At 65.4% G+C, this 26295-nt stretch carries 29 protein-coding genes and 1 tRNA gene; 11 read left to right on the top strand and 19 right to left on the bottom strand.

All coding sequences use genetic code 11. The features are described 5' to 3' along the window. The first annotated feature begins 212 nt into the window (after window positions 1-212). The 3 genes from VGQ94_06065 (at window position 213) to purB (ending at window position 4861) form a co-directional block, all read left to right on the top strand. Window positions 213-941 carry an ABC transporter ATP-binding protein gene (locus tag VGQ94_06065; protein ID HEV2022076.1) on the top strand — a complete coding sequence of 243 codons (729 nt, stop codon included), beginning with the start codon at window positions 213-215 and terminating at the stop codon, window positions 939-941. A gap of 29 nt (window positions 942-970) precedes the next feature. Then, window positions 971-3415 (top strand): ATP-dependent Clp protease ATP-binding subunit, encoded by a 2445-nt coding sequence (locus VGQ94_06060; GenBank protein HEV2022075.1) that lies wholly within the window; start codon window positions 971-973, stop codon window positions 3413-3415. Between the two features lie 114 nt (window positions 3416-3529). Continuing rightward, window positions 3530-4861, top strand: coding sequence for an adenylosuccinate lyase (gene purB / locus VGQ94_06055; GenBank protein ID HEV2022074.1), 1332 nt, complete (start codon window positions 3530-3532; stop codon window positions 4859-4861). A 70-nt stretch (window positions 4862-4931) separates the two neighbouring features. On the opposite strand, the gene larB is transcribed toward purB, so the two are convergent. Continuing rightward, window positions 4932-5678: a nickel pincer cofactor biosynthesis protein LarB gene (larB, locus tag VGQ94_06050; GenBank protein ID HEV2022073.1), complete on the bottom strand. Its 747-nt coding sequence runs from the start codon at window positions 5676-5678 to the stop codon at window positions 4932-4934. A 41-nt stretch (window positions 5679-5719) separates the two neighbouring features. On the opposite strand from larB, the gene VGQ94_06045 reads away from it, so the two are divergent. After that, window positions 5720-6352: a UbiX family flavin prenyltransferase gene (locus VGQ94_06045; protein ID HEV2022072.1), complete on the top strand. Its 633-nt coding sequence runs from the start codon at window positions 5720-5722 to the stop codon at window positions 6350-6352. Between the two features lie 323 nt (window positions 6353-6675). Here the strand turns inward: VGQ94_06045 and VGQ94_06040 are convergent, their stop codons facing one another. From VGQ94_06040 to VGQ94_06030, 3 genes are all read right to left on the bottom strand, one after another. Next, window positions 6676-7104: an NUDIX hydrolase gene (locus VGQ94_06040; GenBank protein ID HEV2022071.1), complete on the bottom strand. Its 429-nt coding sequence runs from the start codon at window positions 7102-7104 to the stop codon at window positions 6676-6678. A 46-nt stretch (window positions 7105-7150) separates the two neighbouring features. Continuing rightward, a complete protein-coding gene (locus VGQ94_06035; GenBank protein ID HEV2022070.1) occupies window positions 7151-7831 on the bottom strand; it encodes a nitroreductase family protein in 681 nt (226 codons plus the stop codon). A gap of 108 nt (window positions 7832-7939) precedes the next feature. Then, entirely contained in the window at window positions 7940-8908 is a 969-nt protein-coding gene (locus tag VGQ94_06030; GenBank protein HEV2022069.1) for a hypothetical protein, read from the bottom strand. A gap of 150 nt (window positions 8909-9058) precedes the next feature. Here VGQ94_06030 and VGQ94_06025 point away from each other — a divergent pair, with 150 nt between their 5' ends. Further along, window positions 9059-9784 carry a hypothetical protein gene (locus VGQ94_06025; protein HEV2022068.1) on the top strand — a complete coding sequence of 242 codons (726 nt, stop codon included), beginning with the start codon at window positions 9059-9061 and terminating at the stop codon, window positions 9782-9784. A gap of 6 nt (window positions 9785-9790) precedes the next feature. Here VGQ94_06025 and VGQ94_06020 read toward each other — a convergent pair whose 3' ends face one another. Both VGQ94_06020 and VGQ94_06015 read right to left on the bottom strand, forming a co-directional pair. Beyond that, on the bottom strand, window positions 9791-9940 hold the full coding sequence (locus tag VGQ94_06020) for a hypothetical protein (protein ID HEV2022067.1): 150 nt from the start codon (window positions 9938-9940) through the stop codon (window positions 9791-9793). A gap of 99 nt (window positions 9941-10039) precedes the next feature. Next, window positions 10040-10261: a hypothetical protein gene (locus tag VGQ94_06015; protein HEV2022066.1), complete on the bottom strand. Its 222-nt coding sequence runs from the start codon at window positions 10259-10261 to the stop codon at window positions 10040-10042. A gap of 166 nt (window positions 10262-10427) precedes the next feature. On the opposite strand from VGQ94_06015, the gene uvrA reads away from it, so the two are divergent. The 4 genes from uvrA (at window position 10428) to mtnA (ending at window position 16088) form a co-directional block, all read left to right on the top strand. Continuing rightward, entirely contained in the window at window positions 10428-13256 is a 2829-nt protein-coding gene (uvrA, locus tag VGQ94_06010; protein ID HEV2022065.1) for an excinuclease ABC subunit UvrA, read from the top strand. Between the two features lie 172 nt (window positions 13257-13428). Further along, window positions 13429-14217, top strand: coding sequence for a type II CAAX endopeptidase family protein (locus tag VGQ94_06005; GenBank protein HEV2022064.1), 789 nt, complete (start codon window positions 13429-13431; stop codon window positions 14215-14217). Window positions 14218-14315: 98 nt separating this feature from the next. After that, window positions 14316-14951, top strand: coding sequence for an orotate phosphoribosyltransferase (gene pyrE, locus VGQ94_06000; protein HEV2022063.1), 636 nt, complete (start codon window positions 14316-14318; stop codon window positions 14949-14951). 93 nt (window positions 14952-15044) lie between these two features. Further along, the gene (gene mtnA, locus VGQ94_05995; protein HEV2022062.1) at window positions 15045-16088 is read left to right on the top strand and encodes an S-methyl-5-thioribose-1-phosphate isomerase; all 1044 of its coding nucleotides are present in this window, start codon (window positions 15045-15047) and stop codon (window positions 16086-16088) included. Window positions 16089-16200: 112 nt separating this feature from the next. Here the strand turns inward: mtnA and VGQ94_05990 are convergent, their stop codons facing one another. The 9 genes from VGQ94_05990 to trpC all read right to left on the bottom strand — a co-directional run bounded on the left by VGQ94_05990 (window position 16201) and on the right by trpC (window position 22680). Beyond that, window positions 16201-16890 carry a CoA transferase subunit B gene (locus VGQ94_05990; GenBank protein ID HEV2022061.1) on the bottom strand — a complete coding sequence of 230 codons (690 nt, stop codon included), beginning with the start codon at window positions 16888-16890 and terminating at the stop codon, window positions 16201-16203. 53 nt (window positions 16891-16943) lie between these two features. Continuing rightward, the gene (locus tag VGQ94_05985) at window positions 16944-17213 is read right to left on the bottom strand and encodes a hypothetical protein (GenBank protein HEV2022060.1); all 270 of its coding nucleotides are present in this window, start codon (window positions 17211-17213) and stop codon (window positions 16944-16946) included. After that, window positions 17213-17908: a CoA transferase subunit A gene (locus VGQ94_05980; protein ID HEV2022059.1), complete on the bottom strand. Its 696-nt coding sequence runs from the start codon at window positions 17906-17908 to the stop codon at window positions 17213-17215. Before VGQ94_05980 ends, VGQ94_05985 begins: the two co-directional genes overlap by 1 nt. Before the next feature lie 18 nt (window positions 17909-17926). Next, window positions 17927-18802: a prephenate dehydrogenase/arogenate dehydrogenase family protein gene (locus VGQ94_05975; GenBank protein ID HEV2022058.1), complete on the bottom strand. Its 876-nt coding sequence runs from the start codon at window positions 18800-18802 to the stop codon at window positions 17927-17929. Then, entirely contained in the window at window positions 18799-19098 is a 300-nt protein-coding gene (locus VGQ94_05970; protein ID HEV2022057.1) for a chorismate mutase, read from the bottom strand. Before VGQ94_05970 ends, VGQ94_05975 begins: the two co-directional genes overlap by 4 nt. A gap of 1 nt (window position 19099) precedes the next feature. Further along, complete coding sequence (gene trpA / locus VGQ94_05965) at window positions 19100-19867, bottom strand: tryptophan synthase subunit alpha (protein ID HEV2022056.1); 768 nt, start codon at window positions 19865-19867, stop codon at window positions 19100-19102. A 30-nt stretch (window positions 19868-19897) separates the two neighbouring features. Continuing rightward, window positions 19898-21082: a tryptophan synthase subunit beta gene (gene trpB / locus VGQ94_05960; GenBank protein ID HEV2022055.1), complete on the bottom strand. Its 1185-nt coding sequence runs from the start codon at window positions 21080-21082 to the stop codon at window positions 19898-19900. A gap of 68 nt (window positions 21083-21150) precedes the next feature. Beyond that, window positions 21151-21822, bottom strand: a complete 672-nt coding sequence (locus VGQ94_05955; GenBank protein HEV2022054.1) for a phosphoribosylanthranilate isomerase — start codon at window positions 21820-21822, stop codon at window positions 21151-21153. Between the two features lie 63 nt (window positions 21823-21885). After that, window positions 21886-22680, bottom strand: coding sequence for an indole-3-glycerol phosphate synthase TrpC (gene trpC, locus VGQ94_05950; protein HEV2022053.1), 795 nt, complete (start codon window positions 22678-22680; stop codon window positions 21886-21888). 187 nt (window positions 22681-22867) lie between these two features. Here trpC and VGQ94_05945 point away from each other — a divergent pair, with 187 nt between their 5' ends. After that, window positions 22868-24253 carry a serine/threonine-protein kinase gene (locus tag VGQ94_05945; GenBank protein HEV2022052.1) on the top strand — a complete coding sequence of 462 codons (1386 nt, stop codon included), beginning with the start codon at window positions 22868-22870 and terminating at the stop codon, window positions 24251-24253. Window positions 24254-24380: 127 nt separating this feature from the next. On the opposite strand, the gene VGQ94_05940 is transcribed toward VGQ94_05945, so the two are convergent. The 3 genes from VGQ94_05940 to VGQ94_05930 form a co-directional block, all read right to left on the bottom strand. Then, window positions 24381-24467: transfer RNA gene (locus VGQ94_05940), tRNA-Leu, on the bottom strand. A 72-nt stretch (window positions 24468-24539) separates the two neighbouring features. Next, entirely contained in the window at window positions 24540-24707 is a 168-nt protein-coding gene (locus VGQ94_05935) for a hypothetical protein (protein HEV2022051.1), read from the bottom strand. Between the two features lie 85 nt (window positions 24708-24792). After that, window positions 24793-25215, bottom strand: coding sequence for an OsmC family protein (locus VGQ94_05930; GenBank protein ID HEV2022050.1), 423 nt, complete (start codon window positions 25213-25215; stop codon window positions 24793-24795). 391 nt (window positions 25216-25606) lie between these two features. Here VGQ94_05930 and VGQ94_05925 point away from each other — a divergent pair, with 391 nt between their 5' ends. Then, the gene (locus VGQ94_05925) at window positions 25607-25783 is read left to right on the top strand and encodes a hypothetical protein (GenBank protein ID HEV2022049.1); all 177 of its coding nucleotides are present in this window, start codon (window positions 25607-25609) and stop codon (window positions 25781-25783) included. 95 nt (window positions 25784-25878) lie between these two features. On the opposite strand, the gene VGQ94_05920 is transcribed toward VGQ94_05925, so the two are convergent. After that, window positions 25879-26295: SgcJ/EcaC family oxidoreductase (locus VGQ94_05920; protein ID HEV2022048.1), on the bottom strand; the 417-nt coding region annotated here is incomplete at its 5' end.

Here is a 26295-nt window from a genome sequence, read left to right as displayed (position 1 = left end):
CGGCGAGGATCCTGCCGGCCGAGGCCCTGCGCTACGAGTGACGTTTTGTCGCAAGTGCCGTCCGCAGCAGCGTTCCCATGTCAACCAGAGCTACAAACTCTGGTACTCTCCGGGATTCTGTAACCGGCACCAAAGGCGCTGACCCTGTGGTCTAATGCTTGCAGGGGCTGAAGATAGCGGCTCCGGGTTTCCACAGCAGGAGAGCGAGACGGTTGGAGACCGACGTGCATCCAATGAACGACGACGATCTGCTGCGCGTAGAGGGGCTGACCAAGGTTTTCCCCTCTGGCGGGTCGGATCTGGTGGTCTTTGACAACCTGTCCTTCCGGGTACGGAAGGGAGAGATGCTGGGCATCGTGGGTGAGTCGGGTGCGGGAAAGAGTACCTTACTCTACATCCTCGGGGCGCTTGAACGGCCTTCCAAGGGTGACGTATACTTCGCCCAAATGCAGCTCTGCTCGCTGGCCGACGACGCGGCAGCGGAATTCAGGAACCGGGAGATCGGTTTCGTGTGGCAGTTTCACTATTTGCTGCCCGAGTTCACCGCTGTGGAAAACGTGGCCATGCCCCTGCGGCTGCGGGGCCGGCCGGCGGCGGAGGCTCACGAAGAGGCCTTGTGCCTGCTGCGCGAGGTGGGGCTGGAAGAACGGGCGCACCATCGCTCCGGAGAGCTTTCCGGGGGCGAGCAACAGAGGGTGGCCCTGGCCCGGGCGCTGGTGACGCGGCCGCAACTGTTGCTGGCCGATGAACCCACCGGCGACCTGGATGCCAAGAGTGCGGAGGTGGTGTTTGAATTGATTGCCCGGCTTCATCGCGAGTATCGGCTGACCTCCCTCATCGCCACCCACAATGCTGCCTTCGCGCGGCGCTGCCATCGCGTGCTGCGGTTGGAGGCTGGGCGGCTAAGCGAGGTCCAGCCGGAATCGCTGGTGGCCGGGTGAGGACGGGGTTGGGGGTCTAAAGGGGGAACATGTTCGAACGCTATACGGAAAAGGCGAGACGCGTGATCTTCTTCGCGCGCTACGAGGCCAGCCAGTTCGGCTCTCCCTACATCGAGACCGAGCACCTGCTCCTCGGGCTGCTGCGTGAAGACAAGGCGCTCACCAACCGCTTCCTGCGTTCCCATGCCTCGGTGGAGTCCATCCGCAAGCAGATCGAGGGACACACCACCATCCGCGAGAAGGTTTCCACCTCCGTGGACCTCCCCCTTTCCAACGAATGCAAGCGCGTGCTGGCCTACGCCGCCGAAGAAGCCGAGCGGCTCTCGCACAAGCACATCGGCACCGAGCATTTGCTGCTCGGCCTGCTGCGCGAGGAAAAATGCTTTGCCGCGGAGATCCTGCACGAGCGCGGCCTGCGGCTCTCCAGCATCCGGGAAGAATTGGCGCGTACAACGCAGGAGAAGGCGCAACCGCAGCGCTCCAAGGAATCGTCGCTGCTGAGCGAGTTCTCCCGCGACCTGACCCAGGCGGCCATGGACAACCAGCTCGATCCGCTGGTGGGCCGCGAGGCCGAGCTGGAGCGCGTGGTGCAGATCCTCTGCCGCCGGACGAAGAACAATCCGGTGCTCATCGGCGAGCCGGGCGTGGGCAAGACCGCCATCGTTGAGGGCCTGGCGCAGCGCATCGCCGACGGCGAGGTGCCCTCGTTCCTGGCCGACAAGCGCATCCTCGGACTGGACCTCTCGCTCATCGTGGCCGGCACCAAGTACCGCGGCCAGTTCGAGGAGCGGCTGAAGACCATCATGAAGGAGCTGATGGAGAACCAGAACGCCATCATCTTCATTGACGAACTGCACACGCTGGTGGGGGCGGGCTCCGCCGAGGGGTCGCTCGACGCCGCCAACATCCTGAAGCCGGCGCTCTCCCGCGGCGAGATCCAGTGCATCGGGGCGACCACGCCGGGCGAGTACCGCAAGTCCATCGAGAAGGACCGGTCGCTGGAGCGCCGCTTCCAATCGGTGAAGGTGCCGCCGCCGAACGAAGTCGAGGCCATCAAGATCCTCAAGGGGGTGAAGGAGCGCTACGAAAAGTTCCACGCGGTGACCTACACGGAGGAGGCCATCGATTTCGCCGTGGCCCACTCCAGCCGCTACATCCCCGACCGCTACCTGCCGGATAAAGCCATCGATCTGATCGACGAGGCTGGGGCGCGCGTGAAGCTGCGCCAGACTTCCCTGCCCGACGAGATCACGGACGTGCAGAAGCGCATCAAGTTCATCGTCCACCGCATGGAGAACGCCATCGCCAACCACGAGTTCGAGAAGGCGCGCTTCTACTCGGACGAGGAGCGCAAGGAGCGCGACAACCTGCGCGCCCTGCGCGAGAAGTACCACCTGGACGAATCCTCCACCGGCGTAGTCAGCCGCGACGACATCGAGGACGTGGTCTCGCGCTGGACCGGCGTGCCCGTGGCTTCGGTGAAGGAAGAAGAGACGCAGAAGCTGCTGCGCATCGAGGTAGAGCTGCACAAGCGCGTGATCTCGCAGGACAAAGCCATCACCGCGATGGCCCGTGCCATCCGCCGCTCGCGCGCCGGACTGAAGAATCCCAACCGCCCCGTCGGCTCGTTCCTGTTCCTCGGTCCCACCGGCGTGGGCAAGACGGAAGTCGCCCGCACCCTGGCCCAGTTCCTCTTTGGCAGCGAGAAGTCACTGATCCGCTTCGACATGAGCGAGTTCATGGAGAAGCATTCGGTCTCCAAGCTCATCGGCTCGCCTCCGGGCTACGTCGGGTACGAGGAGGGCGGCCAGCTCACCGAGCGCGTGAAGCGCGCGCCCTACTCCGTGGTGTTGCTGGATGAGATCGAGAAGGCCCACCCCGACGTCTTCAACATTCTGCTGCAGGTGTTCGAGGACGGCCAGCTCACCGACGGCCTGGGCAACACCGTGGACTTCAAGAACATCATCCTGATCATGACCTCGAACATCGGCGCCCGCCACCTGCAGAAGCGCACCGGCATGGGCTTCCAGTCGGAGCACGAGGAAACCATCTCCGGCAAGATCGAGGAGATGGTGCGCAGCGAGGTGAAGAAGACCTTCAACCCCGAGTTCCTCAACCGCCTGGATGAAGTCATCATCTTCAACGCGCTCTCGGAGACGGACCTCATCCAGATCGTGGAGCTGTTGGTCGGCCAGCTCAACCAGAACCTGGCCCAGAGGCAGATCACCATCACGGTCACCGAAGAAGCCAAGAAGTGGATGCTGGACAAGACGCTCAGCGACCGCAGCTACGGCGCCCGCCCGCTGCGCCGCGCCCTGCAGAGGTACATCGAGGACCCGCTGTCGGAGGCCCTCATCCAGGGCACCATCCAGACCCGGCCCGCCTTCATCGAGGTCTTCCTCGAGGGCGACAAACTCTTCTACCGCCCTGTGGACTCGAAGGAAACCGAGGGCGTGTTGCTGTACAGCAACTGACGGCGCTTGCGGGCCCCTCGGCTACGCTCCGGGCGAAGGATTCGTCCCCGGTTTCCCCTCCCCTGCCCCGGCATTTAGAATGATTGTTTCCCTTCGCGCCGGAGGAACCATCAGGTGATCTCGCGCTACACCCGCCCGCAGATGGGCCACATCTGGACCGACGAGAACAAGTTCCGCATGTGGCTGGCGGTGGAGGTTGCCGCGACCGAAACCCTCGCGGAAGCCGGCCGCGTCCCGGCCGAGGCCGCGCGCGCCATCCGCCACAAGGCCGACTTCAACCTGGCCCGCATCCAGGCCATCGAGGAGGAGGTGAAGCACGACGTCATCGCCTTCACCACCGCGGTAGCGGAGAAGATTGGCGCGCCCCACTCCCGCTGGCTGCACTACGGCCTCACCTCGAACGACGTGGTGGATACCGCCCAGGCGCTGCAGGTGCGCGAAGCCTCCGTCCTGCTGCTGAAGGGACTAGAACGGCTGCGCGACGTGCTGCGCCGCCGCGCCTTCGAGTTCCAGCACACGCCCATGATCGGGCGCACCCACGGCATCCACGCCGAGCCCATCACCTTCGGCCTGAAGCTGGCCAACTGGTACGCGGAGACCAACCGCAACTTGGCGCGGCTGGAGCGCGCCGCCGAGGAGATGCGCGTGGGCAAGCTCTCGGGCGCGGTCGGCAACCTGGCGCATATGGAGCCGGAGCTGGAGGAACGGATCTGCTCTCGCCTGGGATTGCAGGCTGCGGCCGTCTCCTCGCAAGTCATCCAGCGCGACCGCCACGCCCACTACCTGGCGACGCTCGCCGTCATCGCCTCGACGCTGGACAAGATCGCCACCGAGATTCGCCATCTGCAGCGCACCGAAGTCCGCGAGGCCGAGGAATTCTTCAGCGCCAAGCAAAAGGGATCTTCCGCCATGCCGCACAAGCGCAACCCGGTGGCCTGCGAGCAGATCTCAGGCTTGGCGCGCGTGGTGCGCGCGAACGCCCAGGCGGCGCTAGAGAACGTCGCGCTGTGGCACGAGCGCGACATCTCGCACTCATCGGTCGAGCGCGTCATCCTGCCCGACTCCACCATCTTGCTCGATTACATGCTGAACCGCGCCGCCAACCTGATTGACACGCTGCTGGTCTATCCCAAGCGCATGCGACAGAACCTCGAGAGCACGGGCGGGTTGGTGTTCAGCGGGCAGCTCCTCCTCGACCTCGCCGAAGCCGGCAGGTCGCGCGAAGACGCCTACCGCCTGGTGCAGAAGCACGCCATGCGCGCCTGGAAGGGTGGGGAGTGTTTCCACGACCTGGTGGTCAAGGACAAGCAGATCACGAAGCGCCTCTCCCGCAAGCAGCTCGACCGCGCCTTCGAGCTCAAGCGCCAGTTGCGGAATGTGGACAAGATCTTCGCACGGGTCTTTCCTGCGCAGTCCCCTAACCGGAAATCCAGAAGAAATAAATAGGACGGGCTGAGCAGGTCACGGAAGGCCATTTCCTCCTCCGTGTCTCCGTGGCTCCGTGGTGAAAACTGACCTACAGCCGGTTGATCATCGAGGCCACGTAGCCCGCGCCGAAGCCGTTATCAATGTTGACCACGCTGACGTTCGAGGCGCAGGAGTTCAGCATTCCCAGCAGTGCCGCCAGCCCTTTGAACGACGCGCCGTAGCCCACGCTGGTGGGCACGGCGATGACGGGGACGCGCAGCAGCCCGCCCACCACGCTGGGCAGCGCACCCTCCATGCCGGCGCAGACGATGACCACGCGCGCCTCGGTCAGCGCGGCGCGGTGCGCCAGCAGCCGATGGATGCCGGCGACACCCACGTCGTACAGGTGCTCGACGTCGTTGCCCATGACCTCGGCGGTGACCACGGCTTCTTCCGCCACCGGGATGTCGCTGGTCCCGGCCGAAACGACTGCGATCGTTCCCTTCCCGTAATTCTTGCGGTCGCGCTGGAGGACGATGGCGCGCGCCAGCTCGCGATATTCCGCCCGATGCACCGACTTGCGCACCGCAGCGAAGTGCTGGTGCGTGGCCCGCGTGGCCAGGACGTTCCCGCCCGCCTTGGCTAGCCGCGCGAAGATGGACGCAACCTGCCACGGCGTCTTGCCCTCGGCCAGCACCACCTCCGGCATCCCGGCGCGCAGCCGGCGGTGGTGGTCCACCTTGGCGAAGCCCAGGTCCTCGAAGGGCATATGCCGCAGGCGTGCTACCGCCTCGTCGGCCGAGAGCTTTCCCCGGCGGACTTGCTCGAAGAGTTTGCGAAGAGATTCGGGAGTCATGCGAGCACTCAGCTTACCATCGTGTCTCGTAGAGACGTTGCATGCAACGTCTCTACAATGCGATAACTATCACCCCTATGCCCGCGCCCCGCACCCTGACCGTAGCCACCACCGGCGCCAGCGGCGCCGAGTTCTGCCGCCAGCTACTGCTGGCGCTGGAGCGCGACCAGCGGGTGAAGACGGTGAACTTCATCGCCTCCGATAACGCCCTGCGCGTGCTGGCCGAGGAGGTCACGCTCCGAGGGCGGAGCGATCTGGTGGCGCAACTGCTGGGCAAGAAGTCGAAGAAGATCCGCGAGCAGGCGAATGCCGATATCGGCGCCAACATCGCCAGCGGCTCCTATCCCACCGACGCCATGATGGTGATCCCGTGCAGCATGGGGACGCTGGCGTGCATCGCGAACGGGCTGGCCATGCGGCTGATCGAGCGAGCCGCCGACGTCTGCCTGAAGGAGAAGCGCCCGCTGGTGCTGTGCGTGCGCGAGACGCCGCTCAACCGCATCCACATCCGCAACATGGACCTGGCCGCCGCCGCCGGGGCCACCATCATGCCGCTCATCCCCACCTTCTACAACCGGCCCACGAGCCTCGAGGAGATGGCGCGCCAGTTCGCCTTCCGCGTGCTGGCGCACATCGGCCTGCCCCAACCCGGCGCCTACCGCTGGAAGGGATGATCCGGCCGCCTCAAAGACAGGCATTGACTGGCGCGAACCGCCCGTACTAATGTCTGCCTACACTGGAAAGGAGGTGGTCCGATGTCGATTGTTTCAGACAGTAGTCATAGACCTAGTGAGGTGGCTGAGGCTTAGGGCGCATCGCTCTAACCCAAGCAAAACTTCCTTCGGGAGTTTGGCTGTGGCCACTGATGCAATAGAGTGACCGCCTCAGGCCAATCCCAACAGACTACCGGCGACCCGCTGCCTCGAACGCACGAGCGGCGGGTCGTTCTGTTTGGAATTGAGGAATTGCGTGACTGAGAAATTGTGGAATTGAGCCGTCATCCGGGGCGAGCCAGCCCCTTGCGAATCACCTTCACCGCTGCTTCCGCGACTCCCAATCCCTCGAGTTCGGACTCCCGCACCCAGCGCGCCTCGGCGGCGTCGCCTCCCGCGCGGAGTTCGCCTCCGACCAGGCGGCAAAGGAAATCGATCAGGACATAGTGGTAGCGAACCTTGCCCTGGGCGTCGGGGAGGATGCGGTCCAGCACCTCGAGCACCTCGCCGGCCTCCACCTGGAGGCCGGTCTCCTCGCGCGCCTCGCGCATCGCGCCCGCGCGCATGGTTTCGCCCAGCTCAAGCAGGCCGCCGGGAATGCTCCACTCGCCGGCCATGGGCTCCGCGGCGCGGCGCACCAGGACCACGCGGCCGCCCTCCACGATCACCGCGCCCACGCCCACCAGCGGCCGCTCGGGGTACTCGCGCTTCATGCCGTGAGCTTACACCGGCGCCGTAAAGACGCTGCATGTAGCGTCTCTACAGTTCGATTCCCTTCCCCCACTCTTCGGCGAAGAAGACGCGGCCCATCGGGAAGCGCCCGCCGTAAGGCTTGTCTTCTCCTTTGCGCTTGCCGATGGCGAGCAGCGCCACCACGCGCACCCGCTCGGGGATCCCCAGCGTGGCTTTGACCTTGTCTTCGAAGAAGCCCTCCATGGGCGCGGTGTCGTAGCCCAGGGCCTCGGCCATGAGCATGATGCTGGTGAAGGCGATCATGACGTGGCGGTTCACCCACACGCCCAAGTCGGGCGCGATGCCGCCGGCGCTACCCGGCGTCCCGCCCAGAAAGTTGGTCACGTTGCGGCGCACGCCGGCGTGCTCCTCCTCCCCGCCATAGCCGTGTTCCTTGGCCAGCTTGAGCACGTCGTCGAGGTCGCCGTCGCGCCAGCCCAGCGGATCGCCGCAGGCGACGACGACCACCGGCGCCTCCTCTACTTTGGGCTGGTTCATGGCCGCGGCGCGCAGCTTCTTGCGCTGCTCCGGATCGCGCACCACCACGAAGCGCCAGGGCTGAAGGTTGTAGCCACTGGGGGCTTCCAGGCCCGCTTGCAGGATCTTCTTCAGGTCCTCCTCGTGCACCGGGACGGATTCGAAGCTTCCCGTCGCCCGCCGCTCGCGGATCACCTCGCTCAGCAACTTTTCCGCCGCCCGCTTCGCCATTCACCCCTCCGCTAACAGATTCAGTTGGTATCAACGATTAACAGATGCGCAAAGCTTCCCCGCGGTTCCATTTGTTCCGCGACGGAGAAGAGACGTTGCATGCAACGTCTACTTGATGTCCTTCATCTCCATCCGCGAGCCATAGTCGCGCCCGGAAGCGTCGGACGCCCGCGCCACCACGGCGGTGAAGCCCTCACGATATTCGGGATAGGTGGCGACCCAGGCCCGGATCAGCGCCAGGTTGTCCAGATGTGTCGGCCCGGACTTGGAGGCGTCGGCCACCTGGTGCTGCAGAACCAGTTGCAGGCCGTCGTTATCCGGCACCACGTACACCTGCGCGACCTTGAACACCTTACCCCCGGCCAGGAAGTCCACGGGCTTCTCTCCCGGCAGGCCCTGTGGGGGAAGTCCGGTCAGCTCGCTCGCCATCTGCTCCAGTTGCTGGTTGCTCATGAAGGGAACCAGCATGAGCAGCTCGCGCGTTGTCAGGTAGTAGAACCAAGCGTTGCGGAACTGCCTCCGGCTCTTGTAGGCGCGGGCCTGCTCCCAGAACCAGGTGCCGTCGTGTCCGGCGATCTCCGCCGGGCGGGGATAGAAGCCCGCCAGCCTCCACGCCTGCTGCTGCTCAGCCATCACCAGCGAGAGGCGATAGGCGCTCGTTCCCGACCTGGTTTCCAGCACCACCAGGGCGTAGCGCCCGGGCGTCAGGTTGTTGAGCACGAACAGCGTGAAGCCGGGGGTGGCCCACACCCCGCAGTAGAATTCAGCGCGCGCCTGCGAGGTCGATCCCTCAGGCTCCAAGAGAAACTCGGCGCGGACTTGTGGCGGCTGCGCGGCCGCGAAGATGGCCTGATGCGCGCGCACCGCAGCCTCCACGGGCATGAAGTCTGAGGCCAGGCCCGCCGTCGCGCTCTGCCGCAGCTCGGCGCTGTCGCCCCGCGCCGCCATCTGGAAGTAGCTTTGGGCCGCGCGCTCCAGCCCTGCGCGGGTCGCCGCATCCATCTCCGCGGAGGTGGTGCATCCGGCCCGCGCCGCAGGAGCCAGCGCCACACCTGCAAGGAACAGCAGGAGCCACAACAGCGGTTTCTTCCACCGCGGCAAATCGAAGCTCGGGCGTTCGCGACCTGGTGTCATAGGGCGGGCGAAATCACCTGCTATTAGATGCTAAATCTTTTGTGGAGGACACGGGAACAGCTTCTTCCGGTGCTAGACTTTCGACATCTCCCCATGCCCCGCAGCTCTCGAATCACGCTTTGGCTCGCGCTCATAGCGCTGGCGACGCCCGTGCCTTTGCCCGCTTCCACCAAAGCCGCCCGGAAGCCGGCGGCGAAAAAGGCCAGCCAATCCGCCGAGGCTCCACGTCCTCCGCTTCCGCAGGAACTGCCGCCGGTGGCGCCTACGGTCACCTACCGAGGCGGCCAGCTCACCATCATCGCGCAGAACTCCACGCTGTTCGACATCCTGACGGGAGTGCGCAAGGCGACGGGCGCGGTGGTCGATGCGCCTCCGGCCTCGGCCGGTGAGCGGGTCGCCACCCGCCTCGGTCCCGGAAGGCCCAGCGACGTACTGGCCGCCCTGCTCAACGGCTCGCGCTTCGACTACATCCTGCTCGGCTCTCCCCAGGACCCCGGGGGGGTACGCCGGCTCATCCTCTCCCTGCGCTCCGGCGGCGGCGCGGCGGCAGCCGGGGCTCCGGGAAGTCCCCCTGGCGCGATGTTCTCGCGTCCAGCGGTGCGCCCGGTGCCCGGCGCTCGCACACAGCCTCCCGATACAAGCGAGGGCGAGGAAGGAGCGCCGGAGGAAACCGTGGAGCCGGCCGAGCAGGTCCCACCCGAGCCGCAGGCCGTGCCGCCACAGCAGCAAGAGATCAAGACTCCGGAGCAACTACAAGAGGAACTGCGCCAGCACGAAGAGCAGCAGCGACAGCAGCAACAGGAACAACCGCCTCAGTAAGAAGGCTCAGTCCGCCCGTGGCGCCAGCACCGCGGCCCGAGAGGCGCGCTTGGAGTTCCTCCGGAAGGGCAACAGCGCAGCCATCACGGCGGCGTAGCCGGCCCCGATTCCTACCCCCAGCGCCGCCACGATAGTCAGCAGCAGTGTTGCCGACATGAATGCGGTTCTCAAGAGTCCCCTCCGGGTTCGGCCTGATTCCCAGGTTCTAGCGCGTGCTGCTTGATTTTCACTTTCACCTTTTCCTCTTTCCCTGCTTCACTTCTTCTTCTCCGCATTCCAGATCGTCCTGGACACCGCCCTGCCGCAGAAGGGACAGAAGTTGATGGGGTAGAGGCTGGGCCGTTCCGCCGGCGAGCGCAACGCGTAATCGGAGTCGATCTCGTTCAGGATGCGCCCTTCCATACGCTGCTTTGGGGCGTGGAGCAGCGCCTCGTTGTCGACCGCTTCGCCCAGCATGTCGCAACAGTGTTCGGTCATTGGCTTAGACACCGGGGCTTAGACACCGGGGATTCGACGCCGGCCACCCGTGGTCTGCCACTTTACCGGGCATTGACCGGCTTCCGTAGTAGCAAATAAGATACATGCGTAGCGCTGCGCCTACGCGCTTCGGGAGCATCCAGAGGGACAGGGTCCTTAGTTCAGCATGGCCATCCAGAAGATCACGGTCCGCGGCGCGCGCCAGCACAACCTCAAGAACATCAGCGTCGAGATCCCGCGCAACAGCCTGACGGTGATCACCGGCCTGAGCGGCTCGGGCAAGTCCTCCCTGGCGTTTGACACCATTTATGCCGAGGGCCAGCGGCGCTACGTGGAGACCCTCTCCGCATACGCCCGGCAGTTCCTCGACCAAATGGAGCGCCCGGACGTGGACTCCATCGACGGCCTGAGCCCCGCCATCTCCATCGAGCAGAGGACCACCAGCCGCAGCCCGCGCTCCACCGTGGGCACCATCACCGAGATCTACGACTACCTGCGGCTGCTCTACGCCACCGTCGGCGTGCCCCACTGCCCGCAGTGCGGACGGCCCATCACCCGCCAGTCGGCGGAGCAGATCGTTGCGCGGGTGATGGCCCCGATCCATCGGGACGAGCCCGGCGGCGCCGGCAACCTGGAAGACCGGGTGATGATCCTGGCGCCCATCGTCCGTGGCCGCAAGGGTGAGTTCAAGAAGGAGCTGGAGAAACTGGCGCAGCAGGGCTTCTCCCGCGCCCGCATCGACGGCCGCCTGCGCAGCCTGGACGAGGAAATCGCCCTCGACAAGCGCCGCAACCACACCATCGACGTCGTGGTGGACCGCCTGCTGGTGAAGCCCGGGATCGAGCGCCGCCTGGAGAACTCCGTCAGCCTGGCCATGAAGCTGGCCGACGGACTGGTGGGCGTCGCAGTGGTGGACGGCGAAGAGCGCCTCTACTCCTCGCGCATGGCCTGCACCCAGTGCGGCATCAGCGTGCCGACGCTCGAGCCGCGCTCCTTCTCCTTCAACAGCATGTACGGCGCCTGCCCGGAGTGTCACGGCCTGGGCAGCCGCTTCGACTTCGATCCCGCTAAGATCATCGTGGACTGGTCCAAACCCTTGCTGGAAGGCGGCCTGGGCCCCGGCGCGGGTTCCGCCTACCTGCAACGCACGCTGGCGCTGGCTGCCGCTGCCTACGGCTTCGACCTCGCCCGGCCCTTCGAGTCGCTGCCGCGCAAGACGCAGAACCTCATCCTCTACGGCCCGCAGGGGAGCGATGCCAAGCGTGCCGGCTTCCGGGGCGTGCTGGCCTACCTGAAGCAGAACTTCGAGGAAGCGTCGTCAGAGAACTACCGCGAGTGGATGCTGGACTACATGTCGGCCACCGCCTGCGCGGCGTGCCAGGGACAGCGGCTGCGCCCGGAGAGTTTGGCAGTCCGGGTCAACGATCTTTCCATCGCCGCCTTCACCCAGCTTTCCATCGCCCGCGCCATCGAAGCGGCGGAGAAGATCCGCCTCAACGAGCGCCAGGCGCAGATCGCCGGGCGCCTGCTACGCGAGATCCTGGAGCGGCTGAAGTTCCTGCACGCGGTCGGGCTGAGCTACCTTTCACTCGACCGCTCCGCCGCCACGCTCTCCGGCGGCGAGGGGCAGCGGGTGCGCCTAGCCACGCAAATCGGCTCGCGCCTGCGCGGGGTGCTGTACGTCCTGGACGAACCCTCCATCGGCCTGCACGCGCGCGACAACAAGCGCCTGCTGGCCACGCTGGAGTGCCTGCGCGACCTGGGCAACACCGTGCTGGTGGTGGAGCACGACGAAGAGACCATCCGCCGCGCCGACTACGTGGTCGATCTCGGCCCCGGCGCCGGACGCCACGGCGGCGCGGTCGTCGCCTCGGGCTCGCCGCAGGACATCATGCGCGCCCCGGGCTCGCTCACCGGCAAGTACATGTCCGGGGAGATGTCCATCGCCGCGCGGCCCGCGCGACGTTCTCCCAATGGAAAAGCCGTCACGCTACTGGGCGCGCGTCACAACAACCTGAAGAACCTGGACGTTTCCTTTCCGCTGAACGTCCTCACCGTGGTCACGGGCGTCTCCGGATCGGGCAAGTCGTCGCTGGTGAACGACGTCCTCTATCGCGCCCTGGCGCAGAAGATCTACGGCTCGCGCGAGGAGCCCGGCGCCCACAAGTCCATCACCGGCGCCGAGGCGCTGGACAAAGTCATCCGCATCGATCAGTCCCCCATCGGGCGCACCCCGCGCTCCAACCCCGCCACCTACACCGGGGTGTTCACCCACATCCGCGATCTCTACGCCATGCTGCCGGAGTCGCGCGAGCGCGGCTACAAGGCCGGACGTTTCTCCTTCAACGTCTCCGGGGGGCGCTGTGAGGCCTGCCAGGGCGAAGGCCAGCGACGCATCGAGATGAACTTCCTTCCCGACGTTTACGTTCTCTGCGACCTCTGCGCCGGCAAGCGCTACAACCACGAGACCCTGGCGGTGAAGTACAAGGACTGCTCCATCGCCGACCTGCTGGAATCCACGGTGGCCGATGCGCTGCCCCTGCTGGAGAACATCCCGCCGGTGCGCCAGAAACTGCAGACGCTGGTGGACGTCGGGTTGGGATACATCCATCTCGGCCAGTCGGCGGTGACGCTCTCCGGCGGCGAGGCGCAGCGCATCAAGCTGGCCCGCGAATTGAGCAAGCGCCAGACCGGGCGCACGCTGTACTTGCTGGATGAGCCCACCACCGGCCTGCACTTCGACGACGTCAAGAAACTGCTCGACGTGCTGCAGCGCATCACCGACCTGGGCAACACGGTCATCATCATCGAGCACCACCTGGATGTGATCGCCGCCGCCGACTGGATCCTCGACCTCGGCCCCGAGGGCGGCGAGGAGGGCGGACGCATCGTCGCCCAGGGCCCGCCCGAGCTGGTGGCGAAGAACAAGAAGTCCTACACCGGCCAGGCGCTGGCCGCGTTCTTCTCCCGCGCCCGCAGTTCCGTACCGGTCTAGCCGCTATGTAGTTTTTCGACTGTCATCCTGAGCGAGCGCCGAGCGAACGCGATGGCGCGAGTCGAAGGACCCCTACTCCATCCATCTCTTCCGCGCCATTTCAGGGAGTTTTCACTTTGCTTCGCTTTTTCCTTTTTCCTTTTTCCTTCTGTAAAGTACCAGCGGAGTAGCCGTGGCCTCACCCGAGTATCCCATCCCCGTCGAAGCGCAGCCGCCGGCACCCCCCGCCAGCGGCCCGGTTTGGAGCGGCCGCGACGTGGTCGTCCTGACCCTGATCGCCTTTTTCACTCTCATCGTTTGCGGCGTGGTCATCGGGATTTACGTCGCTGCCTTCTACCCCAAGCAGAAGCCGGAGGAAGTGGCGGCGATTCCGGTCATCTCCATCCTGGCGCAGACACTCACCAGCGCGGTCCTCCTCGGCGTCATGTACGGGATGGTGGCCCGCCGATACCGCAGCCCCTTCTGGGATTCAGTGCGCTGGAGGTGGCCGAACGGCGGCCTGGCGATCCTCTGCGCCACGGCTGGAGTGGCCATGGCCCTGCTGGTGGACTTCGCCTCTTCGTTGGCGCCCATCCCCAAGTCCTTGCCCATCTACAAGCTTTTCGGGACCACCGCCTCCGCCTACGCCCTGGCGGGATACGGCATCCTCATCGCACCCGTCATCGAGGAGCTTTTCTTTCGCGGATTCCTGTTTCCAGTGCTGGCCCGCCGCAGCGGAGTCCCTGCCGCGGTCTTGCTGACCTCGCTGGGCTTCATGCTTATCCACGTCTCACAACTGGCCGGCGAGTGGGTGCCGCTGCTCATCCTCTTCCTGGTAGGGATGGCCTTCACCCTGGCCCGCGCCTGGAGCGGCTCGGTCGCCGTGTCCTATCTCATACACCTCGCTTACAACGTCACCCTGTTCGCCGGACTGTTTTTCTCCACCGGGTACTTTCAGCACATGGAGCGGATGGGCCAGTAGAAACAAGGAAAAAGGTAAAGGTCACGATAAGGCAGGAGAATTCTTGTCCTTTTACTTTTTCCTTTTTCCTTTTTCCTTTTAGCTTTACTCTTTCTCTAATGTCTTCCTCTCGCGAACAACTACTGGGAATCCTGGCGACCAAGTCCTTCCGACTGGGCGACTTTCAGCTTTCCTCGGGCGGGCACAGCGACTACTACGTGGACTGCCGCACCACCACGCTCGACGCCGTGGGCGCCTTGCTCACCGCCCGCGTCGTTCTGGACGAGATCCGCACGCGCCAGTGGACGCCGGAGGCCATCGGCGGGATGACCCTGGGCGCCGATCCCATCGTCACGGCGGTGGCCATGCTGAGCGCGCAGGAGGGCCAGCCGCGGGCGGAAGCCAACGACGAGCGCCGCCGCGCTTTCATTCACGGCTTCCTGGTGCGCAAGGCGGAGAAGGCGCACGGCACCGGCCAGCGCATCGAGGGCTTCCAGCGCAAGGGCGCGCGCGCGGTCATCGTGGACGACGTCTGCACCACCGGCGCCTCCACCGTGCAGGCCATCGAGGCCGCACGCCAGGCCGGCTTCACCGTCACCGGCGTGCTGTGCCTGGTGGAGCGCGAAGAAGGCGGCGGACGCGTTGCGGTCGAGAGGGCTGCCGCCACCGCGCCCTTCATTTCCGTCTTCACAGCCTCCGAAGTACGCCAGGCTCACCTGCGGCTCAAGCAGGAGACCTCCAAATCCGTTTTGTGAGGATTCCAATGATCGGGAAGCTGCAAACCATCATGGTTGTGGTTGCTCTGCTACTCTGAGAACTGAGAACCGAGAACTGGGAACTGCTCTTCCATGATCAAGACTCTGGAATGGACCGACGCCGGCGTGCGCTTCCTCGACCAGACGAAGCTGCCTTCGGAGGAGACGTACGTCACCTGCGCCACCTGGGAGGAGGTGGCAGACGCCATCCGGACCATGGTGGTGCGGGGCGCGCCCGCCATCGGCGTGGCGGCGGCCATGGGTATTGCGCTGGGAGCGAGTCAGGCCGAGGGCGACCACGTCGCCGAATTCCGCCGCAACTTCGAACAGATCTGCGAGGAGATGGCCACCACCCGGCCCACCGCCGTCAATCTCTTCTGGGCCATCGAACGCATGCGGGCGCGATTCGAAGCTTCCGTCGAGATGCCGGTGAAGCAGATCCAGCAGGCGCTCATCACGGAAGCCCAGCGCATCTACGTTGAGGACCTGGCCGCCGGCGAGGCACTGTCCAAGCACGGCGCAGCGCTGCTGCCGGCCTCGGGAGGCGTACTCACCCACTGCAACGCCGGGGCGCTGGCTACCGCCGGCGGCTACGGCACGGCGCTGGGAGTGATCCGCGCCGCGGTCGAAGCCGGCAAGAAGCTCCACGTCTTCGCCGATGAGACCCGGCCCGTGCTGCAAGGCTCGCGCCTCACCGCCTGGGAGCTGCAGAAGGACGGCATCCCCACCACCGTCATCGCCGACAACATGGCTGGCGCCATGATGCAAAAAGGAAAGATTGCCGCCGTGGTGGTGGGCGCCGATCGCATCGCCGCCAACGGCGACACTGCCAACAAGATCGGCACCTATACCGTCGCCGTCCTGGCCAAGGAGCACGGCATCCCCTTCTACGTGGCTGCGCCCTTCTCCTCCATCGACATGGAAACACCCGACGGCTCGAAGATGCCCATCGAACAGCGCGCGGCGCGCGAGATGACGCACGTCGGCCCCACGCGCATCGCACCCGAGGGCGTGAAAGTCGAGAATCCTGCTTTCGACGTGACACCCAACGCGCTTATCGCCGCTATCATTACCGAGCGCGGCGTCGCCCGGCAGCCCTACCTGGAGTCGCTCCAGCGGCTGGCGAAATCGCAATAGAAGTTCCTCGTTGACAACGGGCAACCCCCACCGCAACGTCCAGCGCTAGAGGGTAGCGCCGGCGTCCCGCCGGCTATCGCGCGGGCATCTTGCCCGCGCCGCTGAACCTGGCTCAGACGTCCATCACCTTCAGCTGCGGGGTGACCGTCAGCTTGGGCTCGGTGGCGCGCTGCACGTCCTCCGCGCTCAGGCCGGGCGCGACCTCCTCCAGCACCAGCCCCGCGGGCGTCACCCGGATGTAGGCCATCTCGGTGACGATGGTGTCCACCACCTTCACGCCGGTCAGCGGCAGCGTGCACTTCTTGAGGATCTTGGGTTTGCCGTCGCGCGTGGTGTGCTCCATGGCAATGATCACCCGGCGCGCGCCCGCCACCAGATCCATGGCCCCGCCCATACCTTTGACCATCTTGCCGGGAATCATCCAGTTGGCAAGGTTGCCCAGCTCGTCCACTTCCATGGCGCCCAGCACGCTCAGGTCGATGTGCCCGCCGCGAATCATGGCGAAGCTGTCGGCGCTCGAGAAGTAGGACGTGCCCGCGATCTCGGTGACCGTCTCTTTGCCGGCGTTGATGAGGTCGGCGTCCTCCTGTCCGGCCAGCGGGAAGGGCCCGATGCCCAGCATCCCGTTCTCGCTCTGAAGCACCACGTCCATCCCCGGCGGGACGTGGTTGGCCACCAGCGTGGGCATGCCGATCCCCAGGTTCACGTAGAAGCCGTCGCGCAGCTCCTGCGCCACACGCTTTACGATGCGGTCGCGTTTCTCGACGTCTTTCTGCTTATCCGCCTTGGGTGCAGTGGCCATAGTCTTTGATTGTCATCGTTCTTGATTTACATCCCGAGCGCAGCCAGGAAGCCCTACGCCTCCCACGCTGCTTCCACTCGCCGGAACAGCGTCATCGCCTCCTCAAACTCCTGTGCGCCGCTAGCCGAAGCATGCTTGCGAGCCGCTTCCAACAGCGGGCCGTACGCGTCGCCGATCCCGCCCATGGCATGCTCATAGGCGGGAGCCAGCACCGCCATCTCCGCCGCCAGGTCGTTGAGTGTGAACTTCCCTTCCTCGTACATGCGCAGGTACATCAGCACGCTGGCGCGCACTTCCTCGATGGTGCTGTCCGGCGCCGGCATTACGCCTGCCTCACAGTGCGCTTTTCGATGCGCTTCTCGTAATTCGTCCCCTGAAAGATGCGCTTCACGTACACGCTGGGAGTGTGGATCCCATCCGGCGGCAGCTGGCCCACCTCGACCAGCTCCTCGACTTCGGCGATGGTGACGCGCGCCGCCGTGGCCATCATGGGATTAAAGTTGCGCGCCGTCTTGCGATAGACCAGGTTGCCCCACCGGTCGCCCTTCCAGGCTTTGATGAAGGCAAAGTCGGCGCGCAGCGCCCGCTCCAGGATGCACGGCCGCCCGTCGAAGTCGCGCACGTCCTTGCCCTCGGCGATGACCGTGCCGTAGCCCGTAGGAGTGAAGAACGCGGGGACGCCCGCGCCGCCAGTGCGGATGCGCTCGGAGAACGTCCCTTGCGGGCTCAGCTCCAGATCCAGCTCGCCCTTGAGCACCATCTCTTCCAGCAGCTTGTTCTCACCTACGTAGGTGCCGATGTGTTTCTTGATCTGCCGGTTGGCGAGCAGATACCCCAGCCCGAAGCCGTCCACCCCGGCATTGTTGCTGATGGTGATGAGGCTCTTGACGTTCTTGCGCACCAGCGCCTGGATGAGGTTCTCCGGGATGCCGCACAGCCCGAAGCCGCCCACCATGATGCTGGCGCCGTCTTCGACGTCGAAGATGGCGGCATCCGCGTTGGCGACCACTTTGTTCATAAGGTTCTTGATTCTACTTTACTTCTTCTTCCGTGCCTCCGCGTCTCCGTGGTGAAATCGCCTTGCCTGGTCGAACTCCTCCCGCAGCTCCGCCGTCCTCAGGTTCTCCCGCAGGTGCGCCAGCTTCTGCTCCAGCTTCAGCAGCGCCGCCTCGATGTTTGAAGTGTTGGTGAGCGCAATATCGCGCCACATGGCGTAGGGACTCGCCGCCAGGCGCGTCATGTCGCTGAGCGCCTGCCCGCTGACGCTCTTAAGCTCGGCGTCGTCGCCGAACTCTTCCTCGATGGCCGCTGCCAGCGCCGTGGAGAGCATCTGCGGCAGGTGGCTCACCCAGGCGCAGAGGCGGTCGTGTCGCTCGGCGTCGAGCAAAACGCGCTTCGCGCCCACGCGCTCCACCAGTTTCAGAAACTCTCCGCTCAGCCCGTCTGCAATCTTCTGTCCCGACTGCGGCGTGAACAGCCACGGCGCGTCTTTGAAGAGATTCGCGTCAGCATGCTCGATGCCGCTGTCTTCCCTGCCCGCCATGGGATGTCCGCCAAGAAATCGCCGAGGCGCCGAGGCGCCGAAAACCGAGCGCGCGCGCGCCATGATCTCCACCTTGGTGCTGCCTACGTCGGTCATCAGCGCCTGCGGTTCGAGCCGCGGCCCGATGCGCTCGATGAGATCCACAATCTGGCCTACCGGAGTGGCCAGCACCACTACATCGCTTCCCGCGATCGCTTCGATCGGATCCGCGATGCCGGCGTCGATCGCCTTCATCTTATTCGCTCGCGCCAGCACCTCTTCCTTGTCGCAGCCCACCACCCGCACTTCGAAGCCGCGCTTCTTGAGAGCCAGCGCGAACGAGCCCCCAATCAGGCCGGTGCCGATGATGGTGAGCTGCTGAATCTTCATTTGCGCCGCCGGCGCTTCGGCTTGCGCCGTACCAGGATCTCTTTCCGCTGCAGACGCCGCATCACCCCGATGATCTCTTCAAAGACCCGCTTCAGCTCGTGGTCGGGGAAGGGCCCGCGGTTGGCCCGGCGGACGTTTGCGAAGACCGCCTGCTCGCGCTTGGGCTCATAGATGGGCATGGCGGTACGCGCCTTCAGGCGGCCGATCTCCTGCGCCGCCCGCGCCCGCTGGTTCAGCATCCGCACCAGCCTACGGTCGAGTTGGTCTAGCTTCCTGCGCCACGCCGCGATGTCCATTTCAGTGCTTGGCCCTCAATCGAGAGATGAATTCCCCAACCACCCTCGCTGCCTCACCCCTGCTGCTGCGCTCGACCAGCTCGACCAGCGCGCTGCCCACGACCACGGCGTCCGCGAACTTGCCGGTCTCGGCAAACTGCTCCGCCGTGGAAATGCCGAAGCCCACGGCGATGGGCAGCTTGGTGAACTTGCGCAGACGCCGCACCAGAGTGCGCGCGTCCGTGGAAAGTTGCTTGCGCGCTCCCGTCACCCCGGTGCGCGAAACCGCATACACGAATCCGATCGAAGCCGCCGCGATGCGCTTCAGGCGCGCGTCCGTCGAGGTCGGCGCCGCGAGAAACACCGTCGCCAGCTTGCGCTTCCGCATAGCACTCAAGTAATCGCCGGCTTCTTCCACCGTCAGGTCGGTGATGAGCGCGCCGTCCACGCCCGCCAGCGCGGCGGCCTCAGCGAAGTGTTCCAACCCCATCTGCAATACAGGGTTGAAGTAGGAAAAGATGATCAGCCCGGCGCGTGGCTTCGCGCGGCGCAGCTCCCGCGCCAAGCCGAGCACGTTCGCGAGGGTGGTCCCCCGTTTGAGCGCGCGCTCGCTCGCCCGCTGGATGACCGGTCCATCGGCGACGGGATCACTGAACGGCACGCCTAGCTCGACCGTCTCCGCCCCGGCCTCGATGGCCGCCAGCGCGATGTCGTGCGTGGCACCGAGGTCGGGATCGCCGCAGGTGAGATACGCGATCAGCGCGGGGCGGGACTGGAACTGGAGCGGCATTTCTCTGTGTCTCCGTGTTTCCGTGGTGAACTAAAGGTGCAGGCTTTCGCGCAGAATACCCATGTCCTTGTCGCCGCGACCGGAGACGTTCACCAGCACGACGTCTGTCTTCTTCATCTTCGGCGCCCGCTTCGCGCATTCCGCCACGGCGTGCGCGGATTCCAGCGCCGGAATGATGCCCTCGGTCTCCGAAAGCAGCTTGCACGCCGCCAGCGCCTCGACATCCGAGGCGGAGACGTACTCCGCCCGGCCGGAATCCTTCAACGCCGCGTGCTCCGGGCCGATGGCCGGGTAGTCGAGGCCCGCGGAGACCGAGTGCGTGGGCGCGATCTGACCGGCTGCATCCTGCAGCACGTAAGAAAATGTTCCTTGCAGGACGCCGGGCGCGCCGCCTGGAATAGCGACGCGCGCGGCGTGCTCGCCCAGCGCGGAGCCGCGTCCGCCGGCCTCCACTCCCACCAGCCGCACCTTCTTGTCGCCGAGGAAGGCGTGGAAGATTCCGATAGCGTTCGATCCGCCGCCCACGCACGCGATAATCATGCTGGGCAATCTTCCCGCGGCTTTCAGAATCTGCGCGCGCGCCTCCTTACCGATTACCGCCTGGAAGTCGCGCACCATCGTTGGGTACGGATGCGCGCCCAGCACGCTCCCCAGGAGGTAGTGCGTGGTGCGTACGTTGGTGACCCAGTCGCGCATGGCCTCGTTGATGGCGTCCTTGAGCGTGCGCGAGCCGGCTTCAACCGGCCGCACTTCGGCGCCCAGCAAGCGCATGCGGAAGACGTTCAGTTCCTGCCGCCGCATGTCTTCCGTTCCCATGTAGACGACGCACTCCAGGCCGAGCAGCGCGCAAACGGTCGCGGTGGCCACGCCGTGCTGGCCGGCGCCGGTCTCGGCGATGATGCGGCGCTTGCCCATGCGCACCGCCAGCAGCGCCTGTCCCAGGCAGTTGTTGATCTTGTGCGCGCCGGTGTGCAACAGGTCTTCGCGCTTCAGATAGATGCGGGCGCCGCCCAGCTTCGCCGTCAAACGCTGGGCGAAGGAAAGCGGTGTGGGACGCCCGGCGTAGTCGCGCAGCAGCCGGTCGAGTTCCTTTTGGAAGCGCCGGTCGCAGCGCGCTCGGGCGTATTCGCGCTCCAGTTCTTCGAGCGCCGCCACCAGCGTCTCGGGGACGTAGCGCCCGCCATAGGCGCCGAAGCGGCCCGGCCTGTGTGGCACAAGAGCCTGCCCTGAGCGGAGTCGAAGGGTCCTCGGCTGTGCGCCTTTCGCTCTTGATTTCCTTGGGCTCATCCGCGAAGTGTCTCCGCTGCGCGCACCGCTGCGACGAACGCCTTCACCTTCTCGTGATCCTTCTTCCCCGGCTCGCGTTCTACGCCGGAGACCACGTCCACGCCCCAGGGATGCAGTACGCGGATGGCCTCCTGAACATTCTCGGTCTGCAAGCCGCCGGCGACGATCACATCTACGGCGCCGCGAATCGCATCCACGAAGGGTGCGAGCTGCTTCCAATCCCAGGTCACGCCGCTGCCGCCACGCAGCGACGGGGTCATGGAGTCCACCAACAATGCCGTGCGAGAGTGAGCGCCCGTCTTGGGCCGCTTGACCCCGGTGCCGGCGCCCTCCAGCCCGGAGACGGCGACGATGATGCGCAGCCCGCGCTCCTCGGCCCAAGGGAGGATTGCTTCAGAGCGGGCCAGGTCTTGTTCGTCTCCGTGGAGTTGCAGCGCCGTCAATCCAACCTGTTCCACAATTTCGCGAATCCGCTCGGCCGGATGATTGACGAACACTCCCACCTTCTCCACCTGCGGCGACAGCTCACGCACGATCTTCGCCGCGGCCTCCGGCTGGATCTGCCGCGGGCTCTCGGCAAAGACGAACCCCACAGCGTCGGCCCCCGCCTCGACCGCCGCGCGCGCGTCCTCCAGATTGGTGGTGCCGCAAATCTTGACCCAGGTCATAGGTGTGCGGATGTCATCCTGAGCGAGACGCAAGTAAATGCGAAGCGCCGAGTCGAAGGACCTTTACTCCGTCTTCGTTCTCGCCCCGGCCAGTAGTTTCTTCAGCGCCTCGCCCGGCGATTCCGCCGTCATCAGCGATTCGCCGACGAGGAAGGCGTGGTAACCGGCGGCGCGCAGTTTCTGGATGTCCGCTGACGACTGAATCCCGCTCTCCGCCACCCGCAGCGCCGGCCCGCGGATGGCCGGCCCCAGGCGCAGCGCCGTCTCCAGATTGACCTGGAAGGTCTGCAGGTCGCGGCTGTTGACACCGATCATGTCACAGCCGGCGGCCGTGGCAACTTGCAGCTCGCGCTGATCGTGGACCTCGCACAGCACATCCAGATTCAGCTCGTGGCTCTTCGCGACCAGCGTGGCCAGTTGCCCAACCGGGAGCACCGAAGCGATCAGCACCACGGCATCGGCGTTGTGGGCCCGGGCCTCCAGGAGCTGGTACTCCTCCAGAATGAAGTCCTTGCGCAGGCACGGAAGCTGGCTGGCGGTCGAGGCCTCGGACAAGTTTCCCAGCGAGCCCTCGAAGAACTTCTCTTCGGTCACCACGGAGAGCGCCGCCGCGCCCGCCTGCTCCAGCTCCAGCGCCAAGCGGGCTACGGGAAAGTCGCCGCGCAGCACCCCCTTGGAAGGGGACGCTTTCTTCAGCTCGGCAATCACCGCTACGCCACCGCCCTCGGCCGCCCGCTCCAGCGCCCGCCGAAACCCCCGCGGGACGTGCTTCTCGGCCCGGAACTCGAGCTTGGCGCGGTCGGTTGTCTCGCGCCTGGCCGCCACCGCCTTTTGGGTGGCAAACAGGATTTCTTTCAAAGTGGGTGGCATGGTTGACAGTCTGGTCAGTATAATCCCGGAAAGGTTTTCCTTCCTCTCGCAGTTCTCGCCGTGTATCCGGGTTGACAGGGAGGAAGGAGTAGCCTAGTTTCGCTGACTCACGTTGGGGTGTGACTACTGGGTCAGCGGACCGCGGACCCCCCTTGCGCGGGAGCGCTTTCCAGAAATGATCGGCACCACGTTCGGCAACTATCGGGTCGAGGACAAGCTGGGCGAGGGCGGCATGGGCGTGGTGTACCGCGCCATCGACACCGAACTGGGCCGCGCCGTCGCCATCAAGACCCTGCTCACCGATCCCCACCTGGACCAGGAAGGCCTGGCGGCGCGCTTCCTGCGCGAAGCCAAGGCCGCCAGCCGCCTGCAGCATCCTTGCATCGTCACCATCCATCACTTCGGAGTGGAGGGCAACACCCGCTACATCGTGATGGAGTACGTGGAGGGCAAGACCCTCAAGAAGATCATCGGCAACGAGCCCATGCCCATCAACAGCCTGCTGGAAATCGCGATCCAGGTGGCGGACGGGCTGGCCATGGCGCACGAGAAGGGCGTGATCCACCGGGACATGAAGGCGGAGAACATCATGGTAACCCCGCGCGGCCAGGTGAAGATCCTGGACTTTGGCCTCGCCAAGCTCAAGGAGCCCGAGAGTTCGACATCCAGCGACGATGCGGAGACCGTGTACAAGACCCAGGAGGGCCTGGCCATCGGCACCGTCAGTCACATGTCGCCGGAGCAGGCTTTGGGGCGCGACGTCAGCGACCGCTCCGACGTGTTTTCCTTCGGCGTGGTGCTCTACGAGATGGCCACCGGCAAGATGCCCTTCAGCGGCTCCTCCGCGCAAGTGACGCTGGCCCGCATCCTGGACGCCGAGCCCCCGCCCGTCACCCGGCTCAACCCCGACCTGCCGCCCGAGCTCGACGTGCTCATCCGCCACTGCTTGAGCAAGAACAAGAACTACCGGCCCAGTGCCGACGAAATGGTGGCGCGGCTGAAGAACATCCAGGCTTCGCTTAGCGCCAACCAGATCGCCAGCCCCGAGCTCCGCGGCGCCGCGGGGAAGACGCCCGCGAGCGGGACCCGCATCTCCAGCGGCTCACGCTCCGCCCTGGCGGTGGTCGATTCCCTGCAGCATCCCGCATTCGCGGAGATGGCCGCCGGGGCCGCTCCCGAAAAGGAGGCGCCCGCTCCTCCGCCGCCCGGAGCTGCTCGCGTCTACTCCATGCTCAAGGCGACGCGCATCGTCGTGGCGCTGGCTACCCTGAGTCTGCCCTTGGCTTACTTTGCCTACCTCTTCATCAAAGCCGGCGTCATCCGGCCCACCGCGGTGGACGGCACCACGCTCATGGGGTTCATCAATGTGGTGGTGGTGCCGGTGCACGACCTGGTCACCAAGCTTGTGACCATCAACTTCATGGTCAACCAGTGGGACCTCTCGCTGATCGGACTGGGCATCCTGGCCTTCGTGGTGCGGTACTTCATCCTCATGCCCTTCGATTCCGCCGAACACTGGGCCAAGAAGCGCGCCGGCCTCACCAAACCCGGAAAATACTAACAACCAGCATTCAGGCGTCAGCCCTCAGCATTCAGCCAACCCAATTTCCCTCTGATCCCATCCACTTGCTGGAAGTGATCTGGTACCGAAGAAGGGACTCGTATCACACCACTTGCTGGAAGTGATTTGGTGCCGAAGAAGGGACTCGAACCCCCACACCCTTGCGGGTACATGGACCTGAACCATGCGCGTCTGCCAATTCCGCCACTTCGGCTTTAGGTAACCCAGGCAGGGACTACCTTCCCATTCTCACAAACACTCTGCGGACTGTCAACGCGCCGGCGGATCAGTAGAAGTCCGAGCAACTCAGATAGAAGCCGCAGGCGGGGCAAACCAGCTTGCAGTGGGACTCCTCGAGGCGCGCCGAACAGCGCGGGCACACCTGCATGGCGCTGACCGCCGGGGCAGCGGGCTGGGCAGGCGGTGCTTCCTGCTTCTGCTTCAGAGGCTTCACCCCAACCTCAGCTCATCCCACCCGGCTCGGACTGTGTGGCACAGAGCCTGCCCTGAGCGGAGTCGAAGGGCGTCTCGCCTGTGCGCTACGCCAGCTTGGCGTTCATGGTGATCTTGGCGTTGAGCAGGCGCGAGACCGGGCAGCCGGCCTTGGCGTTGTTGGCGGCCTGCTCGAACTTGGCGGCGTCGCCGCCGGGGATCTTGGCCACCACGTCCAGATGCACGGCGGTGATCGTGAAACCGGCCTCCAGCTTCTCCATGGTCAGCGTGGCGGAGGTCTCGATGCTCTCCGCGGTCATGCCCGCGTTGCCCAGTTGCCCCGAGAGGGCCATGGAGAAGCAGCCCGCGTGCGCCGCGGCGATCAGCTCCTCGGGATTTGTCCCCGGCGTCTCCTCGAAGCGAGTGCTAAAGGAATAGGGGGTGTTCTTGAGCACGCCGCTCGCGCTCGAAACCGTTCCCTTCCCGTCCTTGAGCCCGCCCTTCCACACTGCGCTCGCTTTGCGTTGCATCGCTGCTCTCCTGGCTCTGGATTCGCCGGTCCGCCCTCGAACCGGAGCCCATACGATATCATCCGCCGCGCCGCGCCGTTACCTCCAAGCGCGACAAACGGATCCGCCTGCGGCTGCGGGTGCAAGGCGAGGGGTGGAAAAAGAAATTGGCAGGCAACGTGAGCGGCCTGACATCGTTGTGCTTCAGCCACTCTAAGCGAGGGAAACGATAAAAACCTGCGCGCCGCTGCCCGCCAAACCAGAAGCTCGCCTGAGTCTAGGACGGATCCCGGGCGCTGGCAATCGCAATCTCCCGTCCGCCAGCGCTTCGCCGTTGAACCAAAGCGCGGCAACGGGTAGGCTATGCGCCTCTGCCCTGGGAACCGGGCAGCAATCCTGTGGGGAGGCACTCATGACCGCCAACGAGATCCGGCAGATGCGCGACAAGCAGGGCGTGATCCGCGAGCAGCAGATCTACTACTACCAGATGTGGGGGCTGATGGAGATCGCCGCCCTGCTCACCGAGATCCGCGACGATCTCCGTGGAAGCGCGGCCAAGACCTCTAACTCCGACAAGAAGGGCAAGTAGGCTCCGGATCGAACCCGGGGCGAGCGAAGCTGGCTCTCACCGCCGCGGCGCACACCATCGCGGCGCAATCCCGATCCGAATCCCATCCTTCGAAGCTAGCGGCTGGGAGGCTTCTGCTGCCAGGGCTCTTCGCTGGACTGGGCGGCGAACACCGCCATGCGCCACTCGCCCGCCTCCTGGCGCTGCCACACCACCAGATACCTTCCCTGATCGAGCTTCTTGGAGCCATCCTCTTGCTGCAGTTGGATGGAGTAGTGCCCCACGTCGTAGGCCAGGTTCCCAGCGCGCTGGATGAAGTCAATGCGCAGGGTGAAATCGGTCGCGCCCTGGCGCATGGGCTCGCGCAGGTACTCCCGGATGTCCTTCCGCCCGTGGATGGGGTTGGCGTGCGCGGGCAGGTAGAGGGCGTCCTGGGTGTAGAGGTCCACCACCTTGTCCAGCTGGCCGGAGTTCCACAGGTTGGTCCACTCCTCGCTCAGCCGGTAGATGACGACTTCCACATCCTCGTCGTT

This window comes from Terriglobales bacterium (genome assembly GCA_035937135.1).
Lineage (GTDB): Bacteria > Acidobacteriota > Terriglobia > Terriglobales > Acidobacteriaceae > DASYVL01.
The sequence above is the reverse complement of the archived record's forward strand: the minus strand, read 5'-3'. Positions and strand labels throughout refer to the sequence as shown.

Coding starts and splice junctions, on each gene's coding strand:
- VGQ94_06060 (HEV2022075.1), top strand. CDS start 971: ATGTTCGAACGCTATACGGAAAAGGCGAGACGCGTGATCTTCTTCGCG.
- larB (HEV2022073.1), bottom strand. CDS start 5,678: ATGACTCCCGAATCTCTTCGCAAACTCTTCGAGCAAGTCCGCCGGGGA.
- VGQ94_06045 (HEV2022072.1), top strand. CDS start 5,720: ATGCAACGTCTCTACAATGCGATAACTATCACCCCTATGCCCGCGCCC.
- VGQ94_06040 (HEV2022071.1), bottom strand. CDS start 7,104: ATGAAGCGCGAGTACCCCGAGCGGCCGCTGGTGGGCGTGGGCGCGGTG.
- VGQ94_06035 (HEV2022070.1), bottom strand. CDS start 7,831: ATGGCGAAGCGGGCGGCGGAAAAGTTGCTGAGCGAGGTGATCCGCGAG.
- VGQ94_06025 (HEV2022068.1), top strand. CDS start 9,059: ATGCCCCGCAGCTCTCGAATCACGCTTTGGCTCGCGCTCATAGCGCTG.
- VGQ94_06020 (HEV2022067.1), bottom strand. CDS start 9,940: ATGTCGGCAACACTGCTGCTGACTATCGTGGCGGCGCTGGGGGTAGGA.
- VGQ94_06015 (HEV2022066.1), bottom strand. CDS start 10,261: ATGACCGAACACTGTTGCGACATGCTGGGCGAAGCGGTCGACAACGAG.
- uvrA (HEV2022065.1), top strand. CDS start 10,428: ATGGCCATCCAGAAGATCACGGTCCGCGGCGCGCGCCAGCACAACCTC.
- pyrE (HEV2022063.1), top strand. CDS start 14,316: ATGTCTTCCTCTCGCGAACAACTACTGGGAATCCTGGCGACCAAGTCC.
- mtnA (HEV2022062.1), top strand. CDS start 15,045: ATGATCAAGACTCTGGAATGGACCGACGCCGGCGTGCGCTTCCTCGAC.
- VGQ94_05990 (HEV2022061.1), bottom strand. CDS start 16,890: ATGGCCACTGCACCCAAGGCGGATAAGCAGAAAGACGTCGAGAAACGC.
- VGQ94_05985 (HEV2022060.1), bottom strand. CDS start 17,213: ATGCCGGCGCCGGACAGCACCATCGAGGAAGTGCGCGCCAGCGTGCTG.
- VGQ94_05980 (HEV2022059.1), bottom strand. CDS start 17,908: ATGAACAAAGTGGTCGCCAACGCGGATGCCGCCATCTTCGACGTCGAA.
- VGQ94_05975 (HEV2022058.1), bottom strand. CDS start 18,802: ATGAAGATTCAGCAGCTCACCATCATCGGCACCGGCCTGATTGGGGGC.
- VGQ94_05970 (HEV2022057.1), bottom strand. CDS start 19,098: ATGGACATCGCGGCGTGGCGCAGGAAGCTAGACCAACTCGACCGTAGG.
- trpA (HEV2022056.1), bottom strand. CDS start 19,867: ATGCCGCTCCAGTTCCAGTCCCGCCCCGCGCTGATCGCGTATCTCACC.
- VGQ94_05955 (HEV2022054.1), bottom strand. CDS start 21,822: ATGACCTGGGTCAAGATTTGCGGCACCACCAATCTGGAGGACGCGCGC.
- VGQ94_05945 (HEV2022052.1), top strand. CDS start 22,868: ATGATCGGCACCACGTTCGGCAACTATCGGGTCGAGGACAAGCTGGGC.
- VGQ94_05930 (HEV2022050.1), bottom strand. CDS start 25,215: ATGCAACGCAAAGCGAGCGCAGTGTGGAAGGGCGGGCTCAAGGACGGG.
- VGQ94_05925 (HEV2022049.1), top strand. CDS start 25,607: ATGACCGCCAACGAGATCCGGCAGATGCGCGACAAGCAGGGCGTGATC.